A 17,789-nucleotide genomic window follows, 5' to 3' on the forward strand; every position below is an offset into this window, starting at 1 on the left:
AACCGCGGATGTCGGCGCTCTGGATCTTCTATCTGCTGCCGGCCGTCCTGGTCGGCGCCGCAGTGTCGGAGTTCTACGCCCACGCCGCCGCGCCGCGCATCAGCAAGCAGGCGCCCGACTACGCGCGGCAGCTTTTTCGCAGTCAAAGCCAGCGCATGTTCAGCCGCCTGGGCTTGTGCCGCCAAAGCGTCTTGTTCTTCCGGCCGCCTCCTACCGGGTTGGAAAAAACCGTCAGGGAGCTGCGTGCGGCCCACCTCTTCAGCAACGCTGTAGCGGTAGCTTATGTCGGCTCCATTGCGGTCGTCTGCCTCTGGTTTTGAGTCCCTCGACTCACATCCGGTCGTGAGGCCACAAACCGCAGGTCGCGAGACGTCGTTGGCGAATCGCATCGCGTCGGATCAAACGCCCGGTAGCGCCGTAGGATGCGGTGAGCGTAGCGAACCGCATCGTCGCCACTCCGCGCTCGATCCTTATGCGGTCGCCGCGCGCGCCCTCTCGCAGCGCTGCCTGCCCCTCACCGGAGCCCCCGCCATGCCCAAAGGCCTGCTCTACCTCGCCATCGCGATCCTGGCCGAAGTCGTGGCCACCAGCGCCCTCAAGGCCTCCGACGGCTTCACCCGCCTCGGCCCCTCTTTGATCGTCGCAGCCGGCTATGCGACGGCGTTCTACTTCCTGTCGCTGGTGCTCAAGACCGTGCCGGTCGGCGTCGCCTATGCGATCTGGTCCGGCGTGGGCGTGGTCCTGATCGCGCTAATCGGCTGGCTGGTGCTGAAGCAGCCGCTGGACCTGGCCGGCATGATCGGCATCGGCCTGATCGTGGCCGGGGTGGCGGTAATCCAGCTATTCTCCCGTACTGGGGCGCACTGAACCGCTCAGTCCGCCGCCGCGCACGCCTGACCAGCCGGGAGCCCGTCATGAGCACAGTCGCCGACCCTGCATCGCAAGCCGCCCCGCAACGCCCGATCGATCGCTACTTCGCCAACTACTCCAGCGATCACCAGAACCACGCCAACCAGCTGATCCACGTGATCTGCGTGCCGGCCATCGCCTGGAGCGTGATCGCCCTGCTGTGGTGCATTCCCTCGCCGGGCACCTGGTTCCGCGCCGGCTTCTGGGCCGGGCTGGCGATGTTCGCGGCGTGGATGTTCTATTACCGCGCCTCGCGCAAGCTCGGCCTGGGCATGTTGGTGCTGTTCGTACTCTCGGGCTGGCTGACGCAGTACCTCAACGATCGCCTGGGCACCACGCAGCTGTTGTACCTGGGCATCGCCGTGTTCGTGGTCGCCTGGATCGGCCAGTTCATCGGCCACAGCAAGCTGTACGAAGGCAAGCGCCCGAGCTTCTTCACCGACCTGCGCTACCTGCTGATCGGACCGGCCTGGGTGCTGGCGAAGCTGTACCGCAAGTTGGGGTGGAGCTATTGAAGAGTGAGACGCGAGGATTGAGAAATGGGTAAGAGCAAGGCCGCTTTCGCTCACTGCTCGCTCTTGCGCACTCACTCCTCGCCCTAAGCGTCCACCGTAGCGTCGCCGTCCACGCGCAGATCGTGCAGCGCAGAGACTTCAGCACCATGCTTCGGTAAAGCCCTCAGCGCCAGCTTTCGCAAGCCCCCCAACCCGCAGAACCTCCCGTTCCGCCACCGCAACGGGCGCACGACGCCGGATCGGCGACACTACGCGGATGCTGCCCGTCCGCGACATCGTTCTGCTGCTGCTCATCGTCCTGGCCTGGGCCGGCAACTTCCTGACCTCGGCGTTCGCGATGCGCGAGATTCCGCCGTTCCTGTTCACCGGCCTGCGCTTCGCCCTGCTGGCCCTGCCGCTGATGTTCTTCGTCAAGCGGCCCGCGCCCGGGCAGTGGCCGCGGCTGATCGCGGTCTGCCTGTGCATCGGCGTGCTGCACTTCGGCCTGAGCTTCACCGCGCTCAAGCTGGCCGGCGACCTGTCCTCGCCGGCGATCGTGATGCAGAGCTACGTGCCGATGACGGCCCTGCTGGCCTGGATGCTGCTGGGCGAGCGCTTCGCCTGGCGCACCGGCGCGGCGATCGCGGTGAGTTTCGCCGGCGTGCTGGTGCTGGGCTTCGATCCGCTGGTGCTGGACAAGCCGATGTCGCTGGTGCTGATGCTGATCTCGGCCGCGTTCCTGGCCGTGGGCACGGTGCTGATGAAGGGCTTGCGCGGGCTGGACGTCTACAGCCAGCAGGGCTGGACCGCGCTGCTCAGCGTGCTGCCGCTGCTGGCGATCAGCGCGGTGCTGGAGCCCGGCGCCATCGCCGCGCTGGGCGGCGTGAGCTGGGTGGGCTGGTTCGGCGCGATCTATGCCGCGTTCATATCCTCGCTGCTCGGTCACGGCCTGTACTACGTGCTGGTGCAGCGCCATCCGGTCGCGCAGGTCACGCCCTGGCTGCTGCTGGTGCCGGTGCTGGCGATCGGGCTGGGCGTGGCGTTCTGGGGCGACCGCCCGGGACCGCGCCTGCTGCTGGGCGGCGCGATGGTGCTGGGCGGCGTGCTCATCATCGCCCTGCGCACCCTGGCCAAATCACGCCCGATCGCGCCCGCCGAAACGCCCTGAACCGGCTCCACCGCGCACGGCCGCGACGCGGCCGTGTCCGCTCGCGCGCCGCCGCGCCGTTGATCGTCCTTGTCAGCCACTCAAGCCGCACCACCCCGCCTCCGACAAGGACGCCGCCATGAAGACACGGAACTCCCGCACGGCCCTGGCCCTGCTGCTCGCTTGCGCGGCGCTGGCCGCCGGCTGCCGGCTCGAACGCAGCGCCTTGAACGGCATGGGCCAAGTGACGCCGATGCAGTACTGCCCCGGCGACACCGTCACCGCCTCCTACGACCTGCTGCGCGAGGAGACCTGTCCCGCGGACGTCGACTGCGCGATGCATTTCCCCACCATGAACATCACCAGCGCGCCGGAAGCCTTCCCACCGCGCACGGTGCGCGCCTTCGCCGACAGTTTCACCTTCGCGCCCAGCGCCGACAGCGTCGCGGTGACCTTCGACATCGATCGCGACGCGGTGACCATCCCGACCTCGCGCTTCGACGGCAGCACGCGCATCTTCGTCCAGCGCACCAACCTGCGCGATCAGACCCACACCATCAGCCGCATCACCGGCACGCTCGACAGCGAGTTGCTGCACGAGGGCGTGTGCTCGGGCAATACGCCGGTCAATCTGCCGGCCGAGATTCCCGGCCCACCGCGGCTGTCGCCGAACATGCGCCTGTCCGAGCTATGCAACACCAACGGCGTGCCGATCATGGTCGAGGTGAGCACGACCTCGGGCAGCATGACCTTCAACCTACTGCCGGGCCGTTGCCTGCAGCCCGGCGTCGATGGCGTGCCGGCCGACCTGGCCAACGCGCGCACCATCGGCGTCAGCGCACCCGATCTGTCGGCGCGTTGCTCGGCGACCATGCAGCAGCCGCCGCGGCCGCTGCGCACCGTCGCCCGCATGGCCTGCCGCTGAATCAGCGCCTCGCCCCGCCCTACCACTACGGGACCACCCCCATGAAACTTCCCCTGCGCTACGTCGCCGTCGGCCTGCTGTGCCTCGCGCCGCTGGCCCTGCACGCCGCCAGCTCCGCGACCGCGCTGCTGCAGAGCATGGACCAGACCCACTACAGCGCGCGCGTCGTCGCCCGCATCAGCCGCTACGCACCGCCGCTCAAAGGCAAGACCGAGCATGCGCTGATACGCACCGACAGCGTCGAGCTGCTGCTGGAACGGCCGGATCGCTTCCGCTTCGTGCTGCGCCCCGGCGCCAAGGACGAGACCACCTTCGTCGCCCAGGCCGGAATCGCGCGCTGGCGCGACAAGGCCACCGGCGCGACCGGCAAGGCCAAGACCGAGGACGTCGTCGATCCGCTGGCGCTGATCGCATTGGGCACGGCCGGCGAACTCAAGCGCTACGTCAAACTCAGCGAGCTCAATCCCGGAAAATCCTCGCCCTTGCGCGGCGCTCGCCTGGATCCGCGCGTGTTCGGCAGCGATGTCGAGCGCGCCACGGCCTGGTTCGGCAACGACAAGCCGGTGGGCTACGGTTTCGAGATGAGCGACGGCGGCCGCATCTACGTCGCCATCGCCAGCTACCAGCCCAACGTGCAGACCAAGCCGGGCGACTTCGAACTCTGAGCGCGGCGACTCAGCGCGGCTCGAACATCGAGCGCTCAGGCTTGAACGCACGCGGCGCGTAGCCGAAATCGCGCTGCGCCGGGCCGACATCGAAGGTGAGGTCGCTGCGCATGCGCCGCACCGCCGCCTCGCCCAGGCCGGTGGCGTGGCCGCTGGCCTGCGCGGCCAGCAAGGCCAGGTTGAAAACCGGCGACGGCAATTCGATCAGCCGCGGCGGCGGCTCCAGTACCGCCAGCACGCGCGCGACCATGTCGCGATAGCTCAGGGTCTCGCCGCCCGGCAGGGCGTAGCTGCGGCCGTGACTGGCCGCCGCCGACACGCAAGCGAACGCGGCCGCGGCCAGGTCGTCGATGTGCACGGGCTGGCGCAGGCCGGTGGCGTTGCGCGGCAGAGGGAACCGTCCGAAGCGCTGCGCGATCGCGGCGATGCGGGTCAGCGTGGCATCGCGGCCGGCACCGTAGATCAGGGTCGGGCGCAGCACGGTCGCGGCGGCCGCGCGTTCGGCGGCTTCCGAATACAGGGTGGCCTCGCCTTCGCGCAGGCGCGCGGCGACGTCGCGCTCGTCGGGATCGGCCGAACCGCGCTTGGTCTCCACGCTGGTGGAACCGAACGCGACCACGCGCGGGGCCTCGATCCGCGAGGCGGCGTACCAACGCGCGAAACCGTCCAGCGGCCCGCAACTGAAGATCGCATCGACGCGGCGCGGCAGCTCGGCGACGCCGGCGAAATCGCCGCGCAGCCATTGCAATCCGGGGATGTCGCGCTGGTCCTCGCGCGAGACCGCGCTGACACGCCAGCCGTCGCGTCGCAGCAACCCCAGCAGAGGCAGTCCGATCTGACCGCTGGCGCCAAACACCAAGGCGTGGCGCACGCCTCAGCTCCGCCCACCGCGCGCGGGCAGCACCGCGCGCAACCACAGATAGCCGATCACGGCCGAGATCACCGAAGCCGCCAGCACGCCCAGCACCGCTTCTTCGTAGTGCAGCGGGTTCTGATACGCCAGCGACGCGATGAACAGGCTCATGGTGAAGCCGATGCCGCACATCAGGCCCAGGCCCAGCATCGCGCGCAGGTCCATGCCGGCGGGCAGCTTGACCCAACCCAGCGCACGCAGCAGCAAGGCGATGCCGACGATGCCGATCGGCTTGCCGGCGACCAGGCCCAGCACGATGCCCAGCGGCAGCGCGGCCAGCATGTCGTCCATGCTCAGGCCGCCCAGCACCAGGCCGGCATTGGCGAACGCGAACAGCGGCAGGATCGCGTAGGCGACCCAGGGATGCAGCGCGTGCTCCAAGGTTTCCAGCGGCGAGTGCTCGTGCGCGTCGTCGACCGCGTTGTGCTTGTCGACATGCGGAATCATCAGGCCGGTGGCGACGCCGGCCAGGGTCGCGTGCACGCCCGACTTCAGCACGCATACCCACAGCACCACGCCCAGCAACAGGTAGGGCGCCAGCGCGGTCACGCCACGCCGATTCAACAGCCACATGCCGGCCAGCGCGGCGCCGGCCCACGCCAGCGCGGTCATCGACAGGCCGTGCGAATAGAACAGCGCGATGATCAGAATCGCGATCAGGTCGTCGATCACCGCGATGGTCGACAGCAGCAGCTTCATCGCCGCCGGCACGCGCGAGCCCAGCAGGGCCAGCACGCCCAGCGCGAAGGCGATGTCGGTCGCGGTGGGCACGGCCCAGCCGCGCATGGCCTCGGCGTCGCCGCGGTTCATGGCGTAGAACAGCAGCGCCGGCACCGCCACGCCCGCGGTGGCGCAGGCCAGCGGCAGGATCAGCTGGGCGCGGCCGGCCAATTGGCCGCTGAGCATCTCGCGCTTGATCTCCAGCGCGACCAGCAGGAAGAAGACCGCCATCAGGCCGTCGTTGATCCACAACAGCGCCGGTTTGGCGATGTCGAGCGCGCCGATGCGCACCTGCACCGGCAGTTGGCGGAAGGATTCGTAGGCGTCGTGCAGCGGCGAATTGGCCGCGATCAAGGCCAGCGCGGCGGCGGCGATCAGGACCAGGCCGCCGGCGGCCTCGAGACGGAAGAATTCGCTCAGGGCGCGCAGCGCCCGAGCCGGGACCGGTCGCGCCGGCGGCGGAGTGGCGGGCGTGTTCATGCCGCCAGTATATCGACCCGGCGCGCGCGCCCGTTTGGCATCAGCGGTGCAGCATCGCCAGCTCGAAGCCGATCCAGGCCAGCAGCGCGACCAGCAGCACCGCGCCCTCGCCCTTGCTCACGCGCAGATCGCCGCGCAGCATCGGATACAGCATCAGCGCGAACGCGATCGCCGCGGGCAGTTCGAAGCGCACGAACGAAGCCGGCAGCGCCACCGCGTTCCACGCCGCCATGCCGCCGATCACGATCAGCAGATTGAACAGGCTGGAGCCGATCACGTGGCCGACCACGATATCGCCCTGGCCGCGGCGCGCAGCGGCGATGGCCGCGGCGGCTTCCGGCAGAGCCGTGCCGATCGCCACCGGCAGCAGGCCGGTCAGCAGCGGCGTCAGGCCCATGGACGCGCCCAGCTGCGGCGCTGCGCCGACCACGAACTTGGAGCCGTAATACAGCAGCACCGCGGCGATCGCGAAGCGCAGCAGGTTCAAGCCCAGCTCGGTGCGCGTGCGCGCGAACGCGGCGATCGCATCCTGCAGCTCCGGCGCTTCGCGGCGCGTGCGCGCCATCGCGTAGGCGACCACGGCGACGAACACCACCACCAGGCCGGCGCCCTCGGCGCGACTGAGCACACCGTCCAGGCCCAGCACGATCACCGCCGCGGTGCCCAGGATCAGCACGAGCAGCAGCGGCGCCAGCGAGCGCCAGCGCACCAGCAAGGGCGCGGCGAACGCGGCGATGCCCAGGGTCAGGCCGAAATTGACGATATTGCTGCCGACCGCGTTGCCCAGCGCCAGGCCCTGTTCGCCGCGCACCACGGCCTGCAGGTTGACCGCCAGTTCCGGCAGCGAGGTGCCGAAGGCGACCAGCGCCAGTCCGGCCACGAACGGCGAGGCGCCGAAGCGCTGGGCCAATCCGGCCGCGCCCTTGACGATGGAATCGCCGCCCAAGGCCAGCAGCACCAATCCCAGCACGAACAAGCCGACGGCTTCGAGCATGGCCATTCCCCTCGCGGACACTGCCCCGATTCTATGCCGAGCGCGGGGGCCGGCGTCTATCGGTGGAGGATATCCGCGCTGAAGTGCGCTCGCGGGGCGCATGGACGCACGGCGAGGCCGCTGCGTGGGCGCGGCCGACGAGGTGACGTACGGTGCGGTTCGCTGCGCTCACCGCACCTTACGGCTGCACGTCAGGAGCAGCCTTCGACGTAGTCCACCTGCGGCGCCAGGCCCACGCGCCAGGCGGTGACCTTGCCGGCGATCACCTCGAACAGCAGCACGCCGCTGCCGCCGCCGGCGTCCTGGATGCGCCAGTACTGGCCGTCGTCGACGTACTTGTGCGGCCGTTCCTCGATCCGGCCCGGATAGAGGGCGCGGATCTCGTCGGCGCTCATGCCGATCTTGCCGCCGCCGGGCGCGGCGATGGCGGCGTCGCGGTGGTTCTCGTAGCGGACGAACTTGTCGCCTTCGATCATGTAATTGGGTGCGCCCGTAGCCGTCGGCGGCTCCAGGTAATAGCAGCCGCCGGGCTCGTCGGCCTTGCCGGTCGCGCTGGCACCCAACGCCTTGCGCGCATCCTCGGCGCTCATGCCGAGCTTGAGCGCGGCATAACCGTCCATGCGCGCGGTCGCATCCTGCGCGGGCGGCGGCGCCGCGGGCGCGGTCGCGGGCGGCACGTCTTCGGCGGGCTGATCGATCGGCGCGGGCGGATCCAGCGGGCTGGAGGTTTGCGGGTTCGGCCGGTCCGTGCACGCGGACAGGCCCAGCACGCACAGCGCGAGCGCGCCGCTCAGGATCGGATTGGAACGCGATTTCATCGGCACACCCGCAGCTACGCAAGACGCGCGCAGCCTAGCGGTCGCGCGTGAACGGCGCGCGAAGCGCCGTGCGCGCGATGGCGTCGGATCAGGCCGAACGCGGCGGCTCGAAATTGCGGCGCAGGCCAGCCCAGCAGGCCTGGTAGCCGCGCTGGCGGTGCTGCGCGTCGAACGCCTGCGCGGTCGGGCGGATCACCGCGCGGGTTTCGAACATGAAAGCCATGGTGCCGCCGATCACATCGGGCTTGCTCAGATCGGCGTGGCTGGCCTTGTCGAAGGTGGCCGCGTCCGGACCGTGCCCGCTCATGCAGTTGTGCAACGACGCGCCGCCGGGCACGAAACCCTCGGCCTTGGCGTCGTAGGCGCCGTGGATCAGGCCCATGAACTCGCTGGCGACGTTGCGGTGGAACCACGGCGGACGGAAGGTGTGCTGCGCCACCAGCCAGCGCGGCGGGAAGATCACGAAATCCAGATTGGCCGTGCCGGGCGTGTCGCTGGGCGAGGTCAGCACGGTAAAGATGGATGGATCCGGATGATCGAAACTGATCGAGCCGATGGTGTTGAAGCGGCGCAGGTCGTACTTGTACGGCGCGTAGTTGCCGTGCCAGCCGACCACGTCCAGCGGCGAATGGCCGATGTCGGCGCGCCACAGATGGCCCTGGAATTTCGCGATCAGTTCGAACTCGCCGTCGATGTCCTCGTAGGCGGCGTTCGGGGTCAGGAAATCGCGCGGATTCGCCAGCCCATTGGCGCCGATCGGCCCCAGATCGGGCAGACGCATCAGCGCACCGAAGTTCTCGCACACGTAGCCGCGGGCGACACCGTCGGGCAGCTCGACGCGGAAGCGCACGCCGCGCGGGATCACCGCGACTTCCTGCGGCTCTACCTCGATCACGCCCAGTTCGGTGGCCAGAACCAGGCGACCGTGCTGCGGCACGATCAGCAGTTCGCCGTCGGCGTCGTAGAAGAAACGCCCATCCATCGAACGGTTCGCGGCGTACAGATGCACGCCGACGCCGTGCTGCGACAGCGGCGAACCGTTGCCGGCCATGGTGTACAGGCCGTCGACGAAATCCACCGGCGCCTCCGGCATCGGCAGCGGATCCCAGCGCAGCTGATCCGGCGACACCGGGCCGTGTCCGAAGTCGTTGTGCAGCTGCGGCTGCGAATAAGGCGCGAACGTGCCGTGCATCGCCGCCGGGCGAATGCGGTACAGCCAGCTGCGGCGGTTCTCGCCGCGCGGCGCGGTGAAGGCGGTGCCCGACAACTGCTCGGCGTACAGGCCGTAGGCGACCTGCTGCGGCGAGTTCTGGCCCTGCGGCAGCACGCCGGTGTAGACCTCGGTCGCGAACTCGTTGCCGAAACCACTCTGATAGCCGCGCGCGGCCACCCGCTGCGCATCGCGCTCGGGCATCGGGATCACGTTGTCGCTGTCGTTGGCGGCGGTGTTCATGGCGATTGCGCTCTAGAGCCCCTCTCCCCCCGGGAGAGGGGTTGGGGTGAGGGTCCGGTCGCCGAGGGCGTTGAAGATCGCCTCGACCACCGCTTCGGTGTTCAACAATGCATCGTTATCCCAGAAGCGCAAGATACGGAAGCCCTGCGCTACTAGAAACCGCGTCCTGACGGCATCGGACCGCGGCGTATGTTGCGAACCGTCGAGCTCTACGATCAGCTTCGCCGACAGACAGACGAAGTCGACGATGTAGGGCGGAACCGTGTGCTGACGTCGGAACTTCCAGCCTTCGAGCTGCCCTGCCCTCAGCCGTCGCCAGAGTTCGCGCTCGGCGTCGGTCATGGCGGTGCGCAGCTCTCGCGCCTGGTCTCGCTTGATTGTGGGCAGAGGCGGATTTGAGCGTTCGGCCATGTCCCGGACCCTCTCCCCAACCCCTCTCCCGACGGGAGAGGGGCTCAAAACGCTGAGCTTAGAGCACGCCGCGGCGCATCTGGTCGCGTTCGATGCTCTCGAACAGGGCCTGGAAGTTGCCCTCGCCGAAGCCCTCGTTGCCCTTGCGCTGGATGATCTCGAAGAAGATCGGCCCGATCGCGTTCTGGGTGAAGATCTGCAGCAGCTTGCGCTGATGGGTTTCCGGGTCTGCGTCGATCAGGATCTTGTTCTTGGCCAGGCGCGGCACGTCCTCGCCGTGGTTGGGCACGCGCTGGTCGATCACGTCGAAGTAAGTCTCCGGCGTATCCAGGAAGTCCACGCCCTGCGCGCGCATCGCCTCGACGGTGTCGTAGATGTTGTCGGTGAAGCAGGCGATGTGCTGGATGCCCTCGCCCTTGTAGGCGTCCAGGTACTCGTTGATCTGCGACTTGGGATCGCTGGATTCGTTGAGCGGGATGCGCACCACGCCGTCCGGCGCGGTCATCGCCTTGGACACCAGGCCGGTCTTGGCGCCCTTGATGTCGAAGTAGCGGATCTCGCGGAAGTTGAACAAGCGCTCGTAATAGTCCGACCACTTCTGCATGTTGCCGAAGTAGAGGTTGTGGGTGAGGTGGTCGATGAAGGTCAGACCGAAACCGGCCGGATTCTGCGGCGCGCCCTGCACCGGCAGGTAATCCTGGTAGACGTCGCCCTTGTCGCCGTAGCGGTCGACCAGGTACAGCATGCAGTCGCCGATGCCCTTGACCACCGGCGCGTCGACCGCGCGCGAGTCGGCTTTGTCGACGATGGCTTCGCCGCCGTTGCCGAGCACCGCGTCGTAGACCGTGGTGCCGGGCTGCTTGAAGCGGATCGCGAAACCGCAGGCGCAGGGGCCGTGCGCGCGCGCGAAGTCGGCGGCGAAGCTGTCCGGGTCTTCGTTGACCAGGAAGTTCACCCCGCCCTGCCGGTAGACCGTGATCGGACGGGTCTTGTGGTGCAGCACGGCGGTGAAGCCGAGCTTGCGGAAATAGTCGTGCAGCAACTCGCCCTGACCGGCCGGGGCGGCGAACTCGACGAACTCGAAGCCGTCGATGCCGAGCGGGTTTTCGAAGGTGGTGACCTGCATGCCGAGGTTGGGCTGCGCATTCATGGCATTGTTCTCAGGTAGCGGCCGGCCCACTGGGGACGGCCTGGTGCGAAGAGCCGTTATAGTTTCATATGAAACCATATGCAAGCAAGGTACAGCGCAGCATGAACAAGTCCCGCCCCCGCCATGCCGAGCTCGATCTCGAGCATTTCCTGCCCTACCGCCTGTCGGTGCTGTCCAACCGGGTCAGCAGCGCGATCGCCCGCGTCTATTCCGAGCGTTTCGCCCTGAGCGTGACCGAGTGGCGGGTGATGGCGGTGCTGGGCCGCTATCCGGGGCTGTCGGCGAACGAGGTCGCCCAGCGCACGGCGATGGACAAGGTCGCCGTCAGCCGCGCGGTGGCGCGCCTGATCGAAGCCGGCCGCCTGGCGCGCGAGACCCACGACGACGACCGCCGCCGCTCGGTGCTGCAGCTGTCGCCGGACGGCTACAAGATCTACGACGAGGTCGCGCCGCTGGCGCTGGCCTTCGAGCGCCGCCTGCTGGACGGCATGGACGGCACCGAGCGCGAGCTGTTGTTCCGCTTGCTGGACCGGCTGGATGAGCTGGAGATCCGCGCCGAGGCGGAGTTGCCGGTCGCGGGCTGAGCTTCCATAGCCGCTCTCCCGCTTGCGGGGCGAGAGGCGGCGTTTGCGAGCCACTGGCGCGCGCCGCATCGAACGCCCGACCGCTGTGCGGTCGAGCCGGGGTGCGGGTCGGGGTGAGGGCACGCGAGCTGCCGATCTCGCGCCGGCCGCCGCGATTCGTGCGCCCTCATCCGCCCTGCGGGCACCGTCTCCCGCTCGCGAGGGAAGGAACGTCTACCGCCCTACTCCCCGCAGCGCCGGTACTCGAACGGAATCCGTAGCTCTTTCCCGTCCCGCCCCGGCCCGGCGATCTGCGCATGCAACCGCTCGCCCTCGCGCCGGTACTCGATGCGCTGCGGAAAGTCGTGCGCCGGATTCTCGAACCGGGCCCGGTTGGGCCCGCTCTCGGCGAGCCGGAACGCGGTCGCCGCTCCGCCGCCCGGCTGCGCCAGATAGGTCGGCACGCCGTCCACGGGCTCGATGCGCAGGAACTCGAAGGACGCGGTCTTGTCGCCGCGCGCGGTGCGCGACACCCCGTACAAACGCCCGCCCACGGCCGGCAACCAGGTCTCGTCGATACGCTCGCCGTCGGCCTGGCTGCACCAGTGCCCAACCATCCAGCCCAGTTCGGCCGCTGCCGGCTCGGTGGCCAGCGCCGGCACCGTCGCCAGCAGCAGAACCACGCCCCATACCTTCGCCGCGATCTTCATCGTATGCCCCCTCATGGTCGACTCGCCGCCACGCTAACCGCCCCTCGCCGGCGGCGGCTTGTAAAAACGCGCAACACCGGGCTTTGATGGTGGCATGGACTACCGCGAACAGCCCGCCCCGCCGTCGCTGAGCCGCCACGTGCAATGCCTGTGGCGGCTGCGCGACGACGATCCCGCGCCGCAGGTGCAGGCGATCTACGCCGACGGCCGTTGCGAGTTGATCGCGCACACCGGTGCGCCGATGCGCCTGCACGGCGCGGACGGCGGCTCGCAGTTGCAGGCGCCGCTGCTGTTCGCCGCCCAGCAGCGCGGCCCGATCCGGCTGCAGCCGACCGGCCCCGTGCATTGCCTGGGCCTGCGCCTGACGCCGGCCGGGTCCGGCCTGATCGCCGGCGCGCGCCTGGCCCCGCTGCGCGACCGCATTCCCGATCTGCACGAACTAGATCCGGCCTTCGCCGCCGCATTCGCGCAGGCCGCCCGCGCCTGCCTAGCCGACCAGGGCGCCGACGAACTGTGGCGCCTGCTCGCGCAGCGCGCCGCCACACACGAACCCGACGACGCCATTGAACGCGCCGTTGCCCTGCTCGACCACGCCGACGGCGACCTGCGCATCGCCGACCTCGCCGACGCCGTCGGCCTGGGCCTGCGCAACCTGCAGACGCGCTTCCTGGCCGAGGTCGGCATGACCGCGAAGGAGTACGCGCGCGTGCGGCGCCTGCAGGGCTTGTTGCGCAGCCTGGACGAGGAACGCAGCGCCATCGCCGACGCCGCCGCGCGCCACGGCTACAGCGATCAGGCCCACGCCACCCACGACCTCGGCCGCTGGACCGGCACCACGCCCGCGCGCCTGGTGCGCGCGCTGCGCGGCGATCGCGAGGGCGAAGCCACCCTGCGTCTGGCCGCGGCCTTCGTGCGCGGGCATTCGGGCGTACGCGCGGTGGCGCTGGGCCGCTAGCGTCGGCGGCTCAGTCGTGCGGCGGCTCAGGCAGTGCGCGCGCATCCGGTCCCAGCAACGCTCGATCTCGGCGACCGTGGCGCGCAGCCCGGAACGCCGGACCGGCCTCGAAGCGACGCGCAGATGCGCAAGCAGCCATTCGTCCGACCAGCTGTCCCACACGCCCAAGTGATTGCGCAGGTTCGCGTGCAGCACCGGGAACACCTCGTTCCAAAGCACCGCTGCGGCCTGCGCCAAATCCAAGCCGGACTCGAGCACCGTCCGCGCCACATAGGCGTAGCTGAGCGCGTCGAGTTCGGTGTCGAGGAAGAATTCCGAGTACGCGCGCCATAGCGGCAATCGGTCCTCGGAGCGGGCTGCGATCATGTTCGCATTGAACATCCAATCCCGGCTTGGGCCAAGCCGTTCGGCGACTATCGCGAATCCGTCGCGCCCGACAGTTGCTCCCGCAACCAGCGTTTGAACTCTGCTTCGGGCAGCGGGTTCGGGTTCATGCCCCACTCGTTCCACGCGCTGCTGAGCCGCTGCCGCCACTCAAGCATCGCAACGCGGGCGATCTCGTCGGACTGCACGGCGGGCGACGACTCGCACTGGCCGATATAGCCATGCAGCCAGGTCAGTCCGACGCTGCCCGCCAGATAGGCTCGGGCAGCGTCGAACAGCTCCTGCATCTCGGGTAGATCCGTGCGCATCGGTAACGTAGTCGACCCTATATCAGGGAGCGTCCGCGTACTGCGCGGACCTCCTCCGATCCGGCAGCACGTGAATGAACCAATAGAACAGCTTCGACCAGCCGGAGGTCTCGAACACCAGGAACGCGCCCCATACGTTGCTCGCGCCGCCGATGTATCGATCCTTCCAATGCAGGACCGGAATGAACATGAGCCAAAAGAACAAGGGCACGGCCAACAGGATGCCGACGAACGTAAGCGCCATCACATCGGTCGCGATGCCGACGATCATGAGGATCAACCCCAAGCCCGCCGCCAGCGCGAAACGTTTCAACCACAGCCACTTGGGTTCGAACCATTCAGCGCGCGTCACGTGACCTCCAAGGCTGGATTCGATCGGATGGATGCGAGACGACTCCGCCCGCCTACTTCACCCCATGCATCAACTTATTGATGAACGGCGCGAACAGCAGGAACGCCGCGCCCATGCCGAAGCCGGCGTAGGCGATATGGGTATAGGTCGCCGAGTACTGCGCCAGGCCGCCCAGGTCGCCGCCGGAGGCTACCGCCGCGACCAGGCCGGCCACGTAGTTGCCGATGGCCGAGCACAGGAACCAGGCGCCCATGGCCATGCCGGTGTCCTTGGGCGCGGCCAGCTTGGACACCATCGACAGGCCGATCGGCGACAGACACAGCTCGCCCATGGTGTTGAACAGGTAGGCCAGCACCAGCAGTTCCCACGGGATGCGGCCGTTGCCGTCGGCCATGTAGGCGATGCCGGCGATCAGCACGCTGAAACCCACCGCCACCAGCACCAGCGCCAGCGCGAACTTGCGCGGCACCGACGGGTTCCAGTTGCGCGCATCCAGGCGCGGCCAGGCCCAGGCGAACAGCGGCGCCAGCAGGATGATGAACACCGAGTTCGCCGACTGGAACAAGGTGAAGTCGAACGGCGCGTCGACGTGGTCCTTGGCGAAGAAGTTCAGCGAGGTGCCGGCCTGTTCGAACATGCCCCAGAACAGGATCTTGGCCAGGAACAGCAGCAGCATCGCGATGTAGCGGTGCATCTGGATCTTGTCGCCGCTGCGCAGGCTGCCGCCGACGAAGTAGATGGTCAGTCCGACCATCATCGCCAGCAGGATGTAGCCCACGATCTGGGTGCGGCTGAGCATCAGGTACACCAGCGGCACCGAGACGATGCAGCCCAGCAACACCTTCAGCACGCGCGCGCGGTTGTGCTGCGGCGCCGGCGATTCGCCGATGCGGCCGAGCTGGCCGCGCAGCCAATGGAACATCATCAGGCCGAAGATCATGCCCACGCCGGCGGCGAAGAAGCCCCAGCGGTAGCCGTAGTACTTTCCGATGATCGCGCCGCAGACGATCGGCGCCAGCGCGCCGCCGACGTTGATGCCCATGTAGAAGATGGTGAAGCCCGAGTCGCGGCGCGGATCGCCGGGCGCGTACAGGCGTCCGACCATGGCCGAGATGTTGGGTTTGAACAGGCCGTTGCCGACCACGATGATCGCCAGGCCCAGCAGGAACCAGGTCAGCTGCGGAATCATCAGCAGGAACAGGCCCACCGCCATGATCACGCCGCCGAGCACGATCGAGGGCCGGTAACCCAGATAGCGGTCGGCGACGAAGCCGCCGAACAGACCGGTGGCGTAGATCAGCGCGGTGTAGGCGCCGTAGGTCAGGCTGGCCTGGGCGCGCGCCTCGCCTTCCGGCAGCAGGCTGAAGAAGGTGCTGGCCACGTACACGGCCAGCAGCGCGCGCATGCCGTAGTAGGCGAAGCGTTCCCACATCTCGGCGCCGAACAGCATCCACAGCGCGCGCGGATGGCCGACCAGTTCGCCCGGCGGCGGCGGCAGGAACTCGGGTTCTACGTGTTTGCTGGTGCTCATGCGTGATCGCTCATGGATTTCGGACCTTCAGATGCGGCGACGCCACGGCCGGGACAGCCGGCCGTGGCGCGCGCGTGCAACACCGATGGCGGCGTCTTACTTGACGCCGTGCATCAGCCGGTTGATCAGCGGTGCGATCAGGAACAGCAGCAGACCCGCGCCGGCCAGGATGTAGAAGCCCATGGTGTAGGCGGTGAGCGCCGAGGCCGCGGTCATGCCGGTCTCGCCGCTGGCCTGACCGGCGAAGATGCCGGCGAGGTTGTTGCCGATCGCGATCGACAGGAACCAGGCGCCCATGGCGAAACCGGTCAGGCGCACCGGCGCCAGCTTGGTCACCATCGACAGGCCGATGGGCGACAGGCACAGCTCGCCGACCGACTGGATCCAGTACACCGCGAACAGCGTCCAGAACGGGATCTTGCCGGTGTCCGGCGCGATCAGGTTGATCAGCGCGAACATCAGCAGCAGGAACGCCAGGCCGTTGAAGATCAGGCCCAGGCCGAACTTGCGCGGGATCGACGGATTGGCGCGGCCCATGCGGATCCAGATCCAGGCGATGATCGGGGCCAGGGTGATGATGGCCACCGAGTTCACGCTCTGGAACCACGACACCGGGAACGAGGGTTCGCCGGCCAGGGCCATGAACAGGCCTTCGAAGCCGATGTTGCGGTCGACGATGTTGTCGGCCAGGAAGTTGAAGGAACTGCCGGCCTGCTCGAAGAAGCACCAGAAGAACACGTTGAAGGTCAGGATGATCAGCATCGCGATCACCTTGTCGCGCGAGACCTTGCCCTCGCGGATGCCTTCGACGACCAACATGATCGCCGGAACGATCAGCAGCGCGATCAGGATGTACTGCAGCACCAGCGCATTGATGGTCAGCAGGAAGTAGAACACCGGGATCGCGATCAGCGCGGCGCCCGCCAGCACCAGCACGCTACGGGTCAGGCCGGTCTTGTCCGGCGGCGGCAGGCCGATGCCCTTGAGCTGCGAGCGGCCGAACCAGAACCAGATCAGGCTCAGCACCATGCCGACGCCCGAGGCGATGAACACCACCTTGTAGGCCGGCGTGCCGTCGACGCCAAACACCTTCTGCGCCAGGTACTGGGTCAGCAGCGGGGCCAGGAACGCGCCCAGGTTGATGCCCATGTAGAAAATGGTGAAGCCCGAGTCGCGGCGCTCGTCGCCCTGCAGGTAGAGCTTGCCGACCATGGTCGAGATGATCGGCTTGAACAGGCCGTTGCCGACGATGATCGTGGCCAGGCCGAGCTTGAACATGGTCTCGGTCGGCGAGGCCAGCAAGAACAGACCGGTCGCCATGATCAGCGCGCCCAGCAGGATCGAGCGTTGGTAACCGATCAGCTTGTCGGCGATGTAGCCGCCGAAGATGGCCGAGGCGTAGACCAGCGCCAGATAGGCGCCGTAGAGCTCGCTGGCCGGCTTCTGGAAGCCGGCGTCGCCGCCGTGGAACTGCGCCACGATGTACAACACCATCGCCCAGCGGATGCCGTAGAACGCGAAGCGCTCCCAGAATTCCGACATGAACAGCATCCACAGGGGTTTGGGATGCCCCAGGACCTGCTTGAATTCCGGAATGGGCGTTTGGCCCGTCGTCGTTGCGGCTCCGCTCATGCGGTGTCCCCCGTGTGTCGAAACTGAATGAGAATGCCCTTGCCGACGGCACGGGATCGGGGAGATTTACCGACTGCTACCGGTTCCGTCAAACCTTCGTGAAGACGCTCACGTATTGCTGCAACGCAGCAAACGCATCGCGGAAGGCGCGCGCAAATGCCTGAACGGGACTCGATTTTGCCTAATCCCTACGCTGGGCTTGCCGGTCGCTGCCGACGAGGCGTTATCGCGCCGGCCGCGAGCTACGGCAACGCCGGCTAACCGACCCGTGCGGG

General features: G+C 68.2%; 20 protein-coding genes. 8 read left to right on the forward strand and 12 right to left on the reverse strand.

Annotation, left to right across the window (positions count from 1 at the left end; translation table 11 throughout):
- Positions 1-8: 8 nt before the first annotated feature.
- The 6 genes from LVB77_RS19110 (at position 9) to LVB77_RS19135 (ending at position 4,140) form a co-directional block, all read left to right on the forward strand.
- Entirely contained in the window at positions 9-320 is a 312-nt protein-coding gene (locus tag LVB77_RS19110) for a hypothetical protein (RefSeq protein ID WP_232907737.1), read from the forward strand.
- Between the two features lie 211 nt (positions 321-531).
- Complete coding sequence (locus tag LVB77_RS19115; RefSeq protein ID WP_232907739.1) at positions 532-867, forward strand: multidrug efflux SMR transporter; 336 nt, start codon at positions 532-534, stop codon at positions 865-867.
- A gap of 47 nt (positions 868-914) precedes the next feature.
- The gene (locus LVB77_RS19120; RefSeq protein WP_232907740.1) at positions 915-1,424 is read left to right on the forward strand and encodes an Mpo1-like protein; all 510 of its coding nucleotides are present in this window, start codon (positions 915-917) and stop codon (positions 1,422-1,424) included.
- Positions 1,425-1,680: 256 nt separating this feature from the next.
- Positions 1,681-2,571, forward strand: coding sequence for an EamA family transporter (locus LVB77_RS19125; protein ID WP_232907742.1), 891 nt, complete (start codon positions 1,681-1,683; stop codon positions 2,569-2,571).
- Between the two features lie 118 nt (positions 2,572-2,689).
- Positions 2,690-3,475: a hypothetical protein gene (locus LVB77_RS19130; RefSeq protein WP_232907751.1), complete on the forward strand. Its 786-nt coding sequence runs from the start codon at positions 2,690-2,692 to the stop codon at positions 3,473-3,475.
- 41 nt (positions 3,476-3,516) lie between these two features.
- On the forward strand, positions 3,517-4,140 hold the full coding sequence (locus tag LVB77_RS19135) for a hypothetical protein (protein WP_232907752.1): 624 nt from the start codon (positions 3,517-3,519) through the stop codon (positions 4,138-4,140).
- A gap of 10 nt (positions 4,141-4,150) precedes the next feature.
- Here the strand turns inward: LVB77_RS19135 and LVB77_RS19140 are convergent, their stop codons facing one another.
- From LVB77_RS19140 to hppD, 7 genes are all read right to left on the reverse strand, one after another.
- Positions 4,151-5,011 carry a nucleoside-diphosphate sugar epimerase gene (locus LVB77_RS19140; RefSeq protein ID WP_232907754.1) on the reverse strand — a complete coding sequence of 287 codons (861 nt, stop codon included), beginning with the start codon at positions 5,009-5,011 and terminating at the stop codon, positions 4,151-4,153.
- Between the two features lie 3 nt (positions 5,012-5,014).
- Positions 5,015-6,253 (reverse strand): Na+/H+ antiporter NhaA, encoded by a 1,239-nt coding sequence (gene nhaA / locus LVB77_RS19145; RefSeq protein ID WP_232907756.1) that lies wholly within the window; start codon positions 6,251-6,253, stop codon positions 5,015-5,017.
- Positions 6,254-6,293: 40 nt separating this feature from the next.
- Complete coding sequence (locus LVB77_RS19150; RefSeq protein ID WP_232907757.1) at positions 6,294-7,247, reverse strand: sodium:calcium antiporter; 954 nt, start codon at positions 7,245-7,247, stop codon at positions 6,294-6,296.
- Positions 7,248-7,438: 191 nt separating this feature from the next.
- Positions 7,439-8,065: a lectin gene (locus LVB77_RS19155; RefSeq protein ID WP_232907759.1), complete on the reverse strand. Its 627-nt coding sequence runs from the start codon at positions 8,063-8,065 to the stop codon at positions 7,439-7,441.
- An 88-nt stretch (positions 8,066-8,153) separates the two neighbouring features.
- Positions 8,154-9,479 (reverse strand): homogentisate 1,2-dioxygenase, encoded by a 1,326-nt coding sequence (gene hmgA, locus LVB77_RS19160; protein WP_232910365.1) that lies wholly within the window; start codon positions 9,477-9,479, stop codon positions 8,154-8,156.
- A gap of 51 nt (positions 9,480-9,530) precedes the next feature.
- Positions 9,531-9,929, reverse strand: coding sequence for a DUF559 domain-containing protein (locus LVB77_RS19165; RefSeq protein WP_232907760.1), 399 nt, complete (start codon positions 9,927-9,929; stop codon positions 9,531-9,533).
- 58 nt (positions 9,930-9,987) lie between these two features.
- Entirely contained in the window at positions 9,988-11,079 is a 1,092-nt protein-coding gene (hppD, locus tag LVB77_RS19170; protein ID WP_232907761.1) for a 4-hydroxyphenylpyruvate dioxygenase, read from the reverse strand.
- A gap of 101 nt (positions 11,080-11,180) precedes the next feature.
- Between hppD and LVB77_RS19175 the strand changes: the two genes are divergently transcribed.
- On the forward strand, positions 11,181-11,663 hold the full coding sequence (locus LVB77_RS19175; RefSeq protein ID WP_232907763.1) for a MarR family transcriptional regulator: 483 nt from the start codon (positions 11,181-11,183) through the stop codon (positions 11,661-11,663).
- 221 nt (positions 11,664-11,884) lie between these two features.
- Here the strand turns inward: LVB77_RS19175 and LVB77_RS19180 are convergent, their stop codons facing one another.
- Positions 11,885-12,352, reverse strand: coding sequence for a DUF6265 family protein (locus LVB77_RS19180; RefSeq protein WP_232907765.1), 468 nt, complete (start codon positions 12,350-12,352; stop codon positions 11,885-11,887).
- Between the two features lie 94 nt (positions 12,353-12,446).
- On the opposite strand from LVB77_RS19180, the gene LVB77_RS19185 reads away from it, so the two are divergent.
- On the forward strand, positions 12,447-13,307 hold the full coding sequence (locus LVB77_RS19185) for a helix-turn-helix transcriptional regulator (protein ID WP_232907767.1): 861 nt from the start codon (positions 12,447-12,449) through the stop codon (positions 13,305-13,307).
- 413 nt (positions 13,308-13,720) lie between these two features.
- On the opposite strand, the gene LVB77_RS19190 is transcribed toward LVB77_RS19185, so the two are convergent.
- The 4 genes from LVB77_RS19190 to LVB77_RS19205 all read right to left on the reverse strand — a co-directional run bounded on the left by LVB77_RS19190 (position 13,721) and on the right by LVB77_RS19205 (position 17,514).
- Positions 13,721-13,978, reverse strand: coding sequence for a hypothetical protein (locus LVB77_RS19190; RefSeq protein ID WP_232907768.1), 258 nt, complete (start codon positions 13,976-13,978; stop codon positions 13,721-13,723).
- Positions 13,979-14,021: 43 nt separating this feature from the next.
- Positions 14,022-14,351 carry a hypothetical protein gene (locus LVB77_RS19195; protein WP_232907770.1) on the reverse strand — a complete coding sequence of 110 codons (330 nt, stop codon included), beginning with the start codon at positions 14,349-14,351 and terminating at the stop codon, positions 14,022-14,024.
- 52 nt (positions 14,352-14,403) lie between these two features.
- Positions 14,404-15,882: a peptide MFS transporter gene (locus LVB77_RS19200; protein WP_232907772.1), complete on the reverse strand. Its 1,479-nt coding sequence runs from the start codon at positions 15,880-15,882 to the stop codon at positions 14,404-14,406.
- Positions 15,883-15,978: 96 nt separating this feature from the next.
- Positions 15,979-17,514, reverse strand: coding sequence for an oligopeptide:H+ symporter (locus tag LVB77_RS19205; RefSeq protein WP_232907773.1), 1,536 nt, complete (start codon positions 17,512-17,514; stop codon positions 15,979-15,981).
- Positions 17,515-17,789: the final 275 nt, after the last annotated feature.

This window comes from Lysobacter sp. 5GHs7-4, assembly GCF_021284765.1.
Lineage (GTDB): Bacteria > Pseudomonadota > Gammaproteobacteria > Xanthomonadales > Xanthomonadaceae > Lysobacter.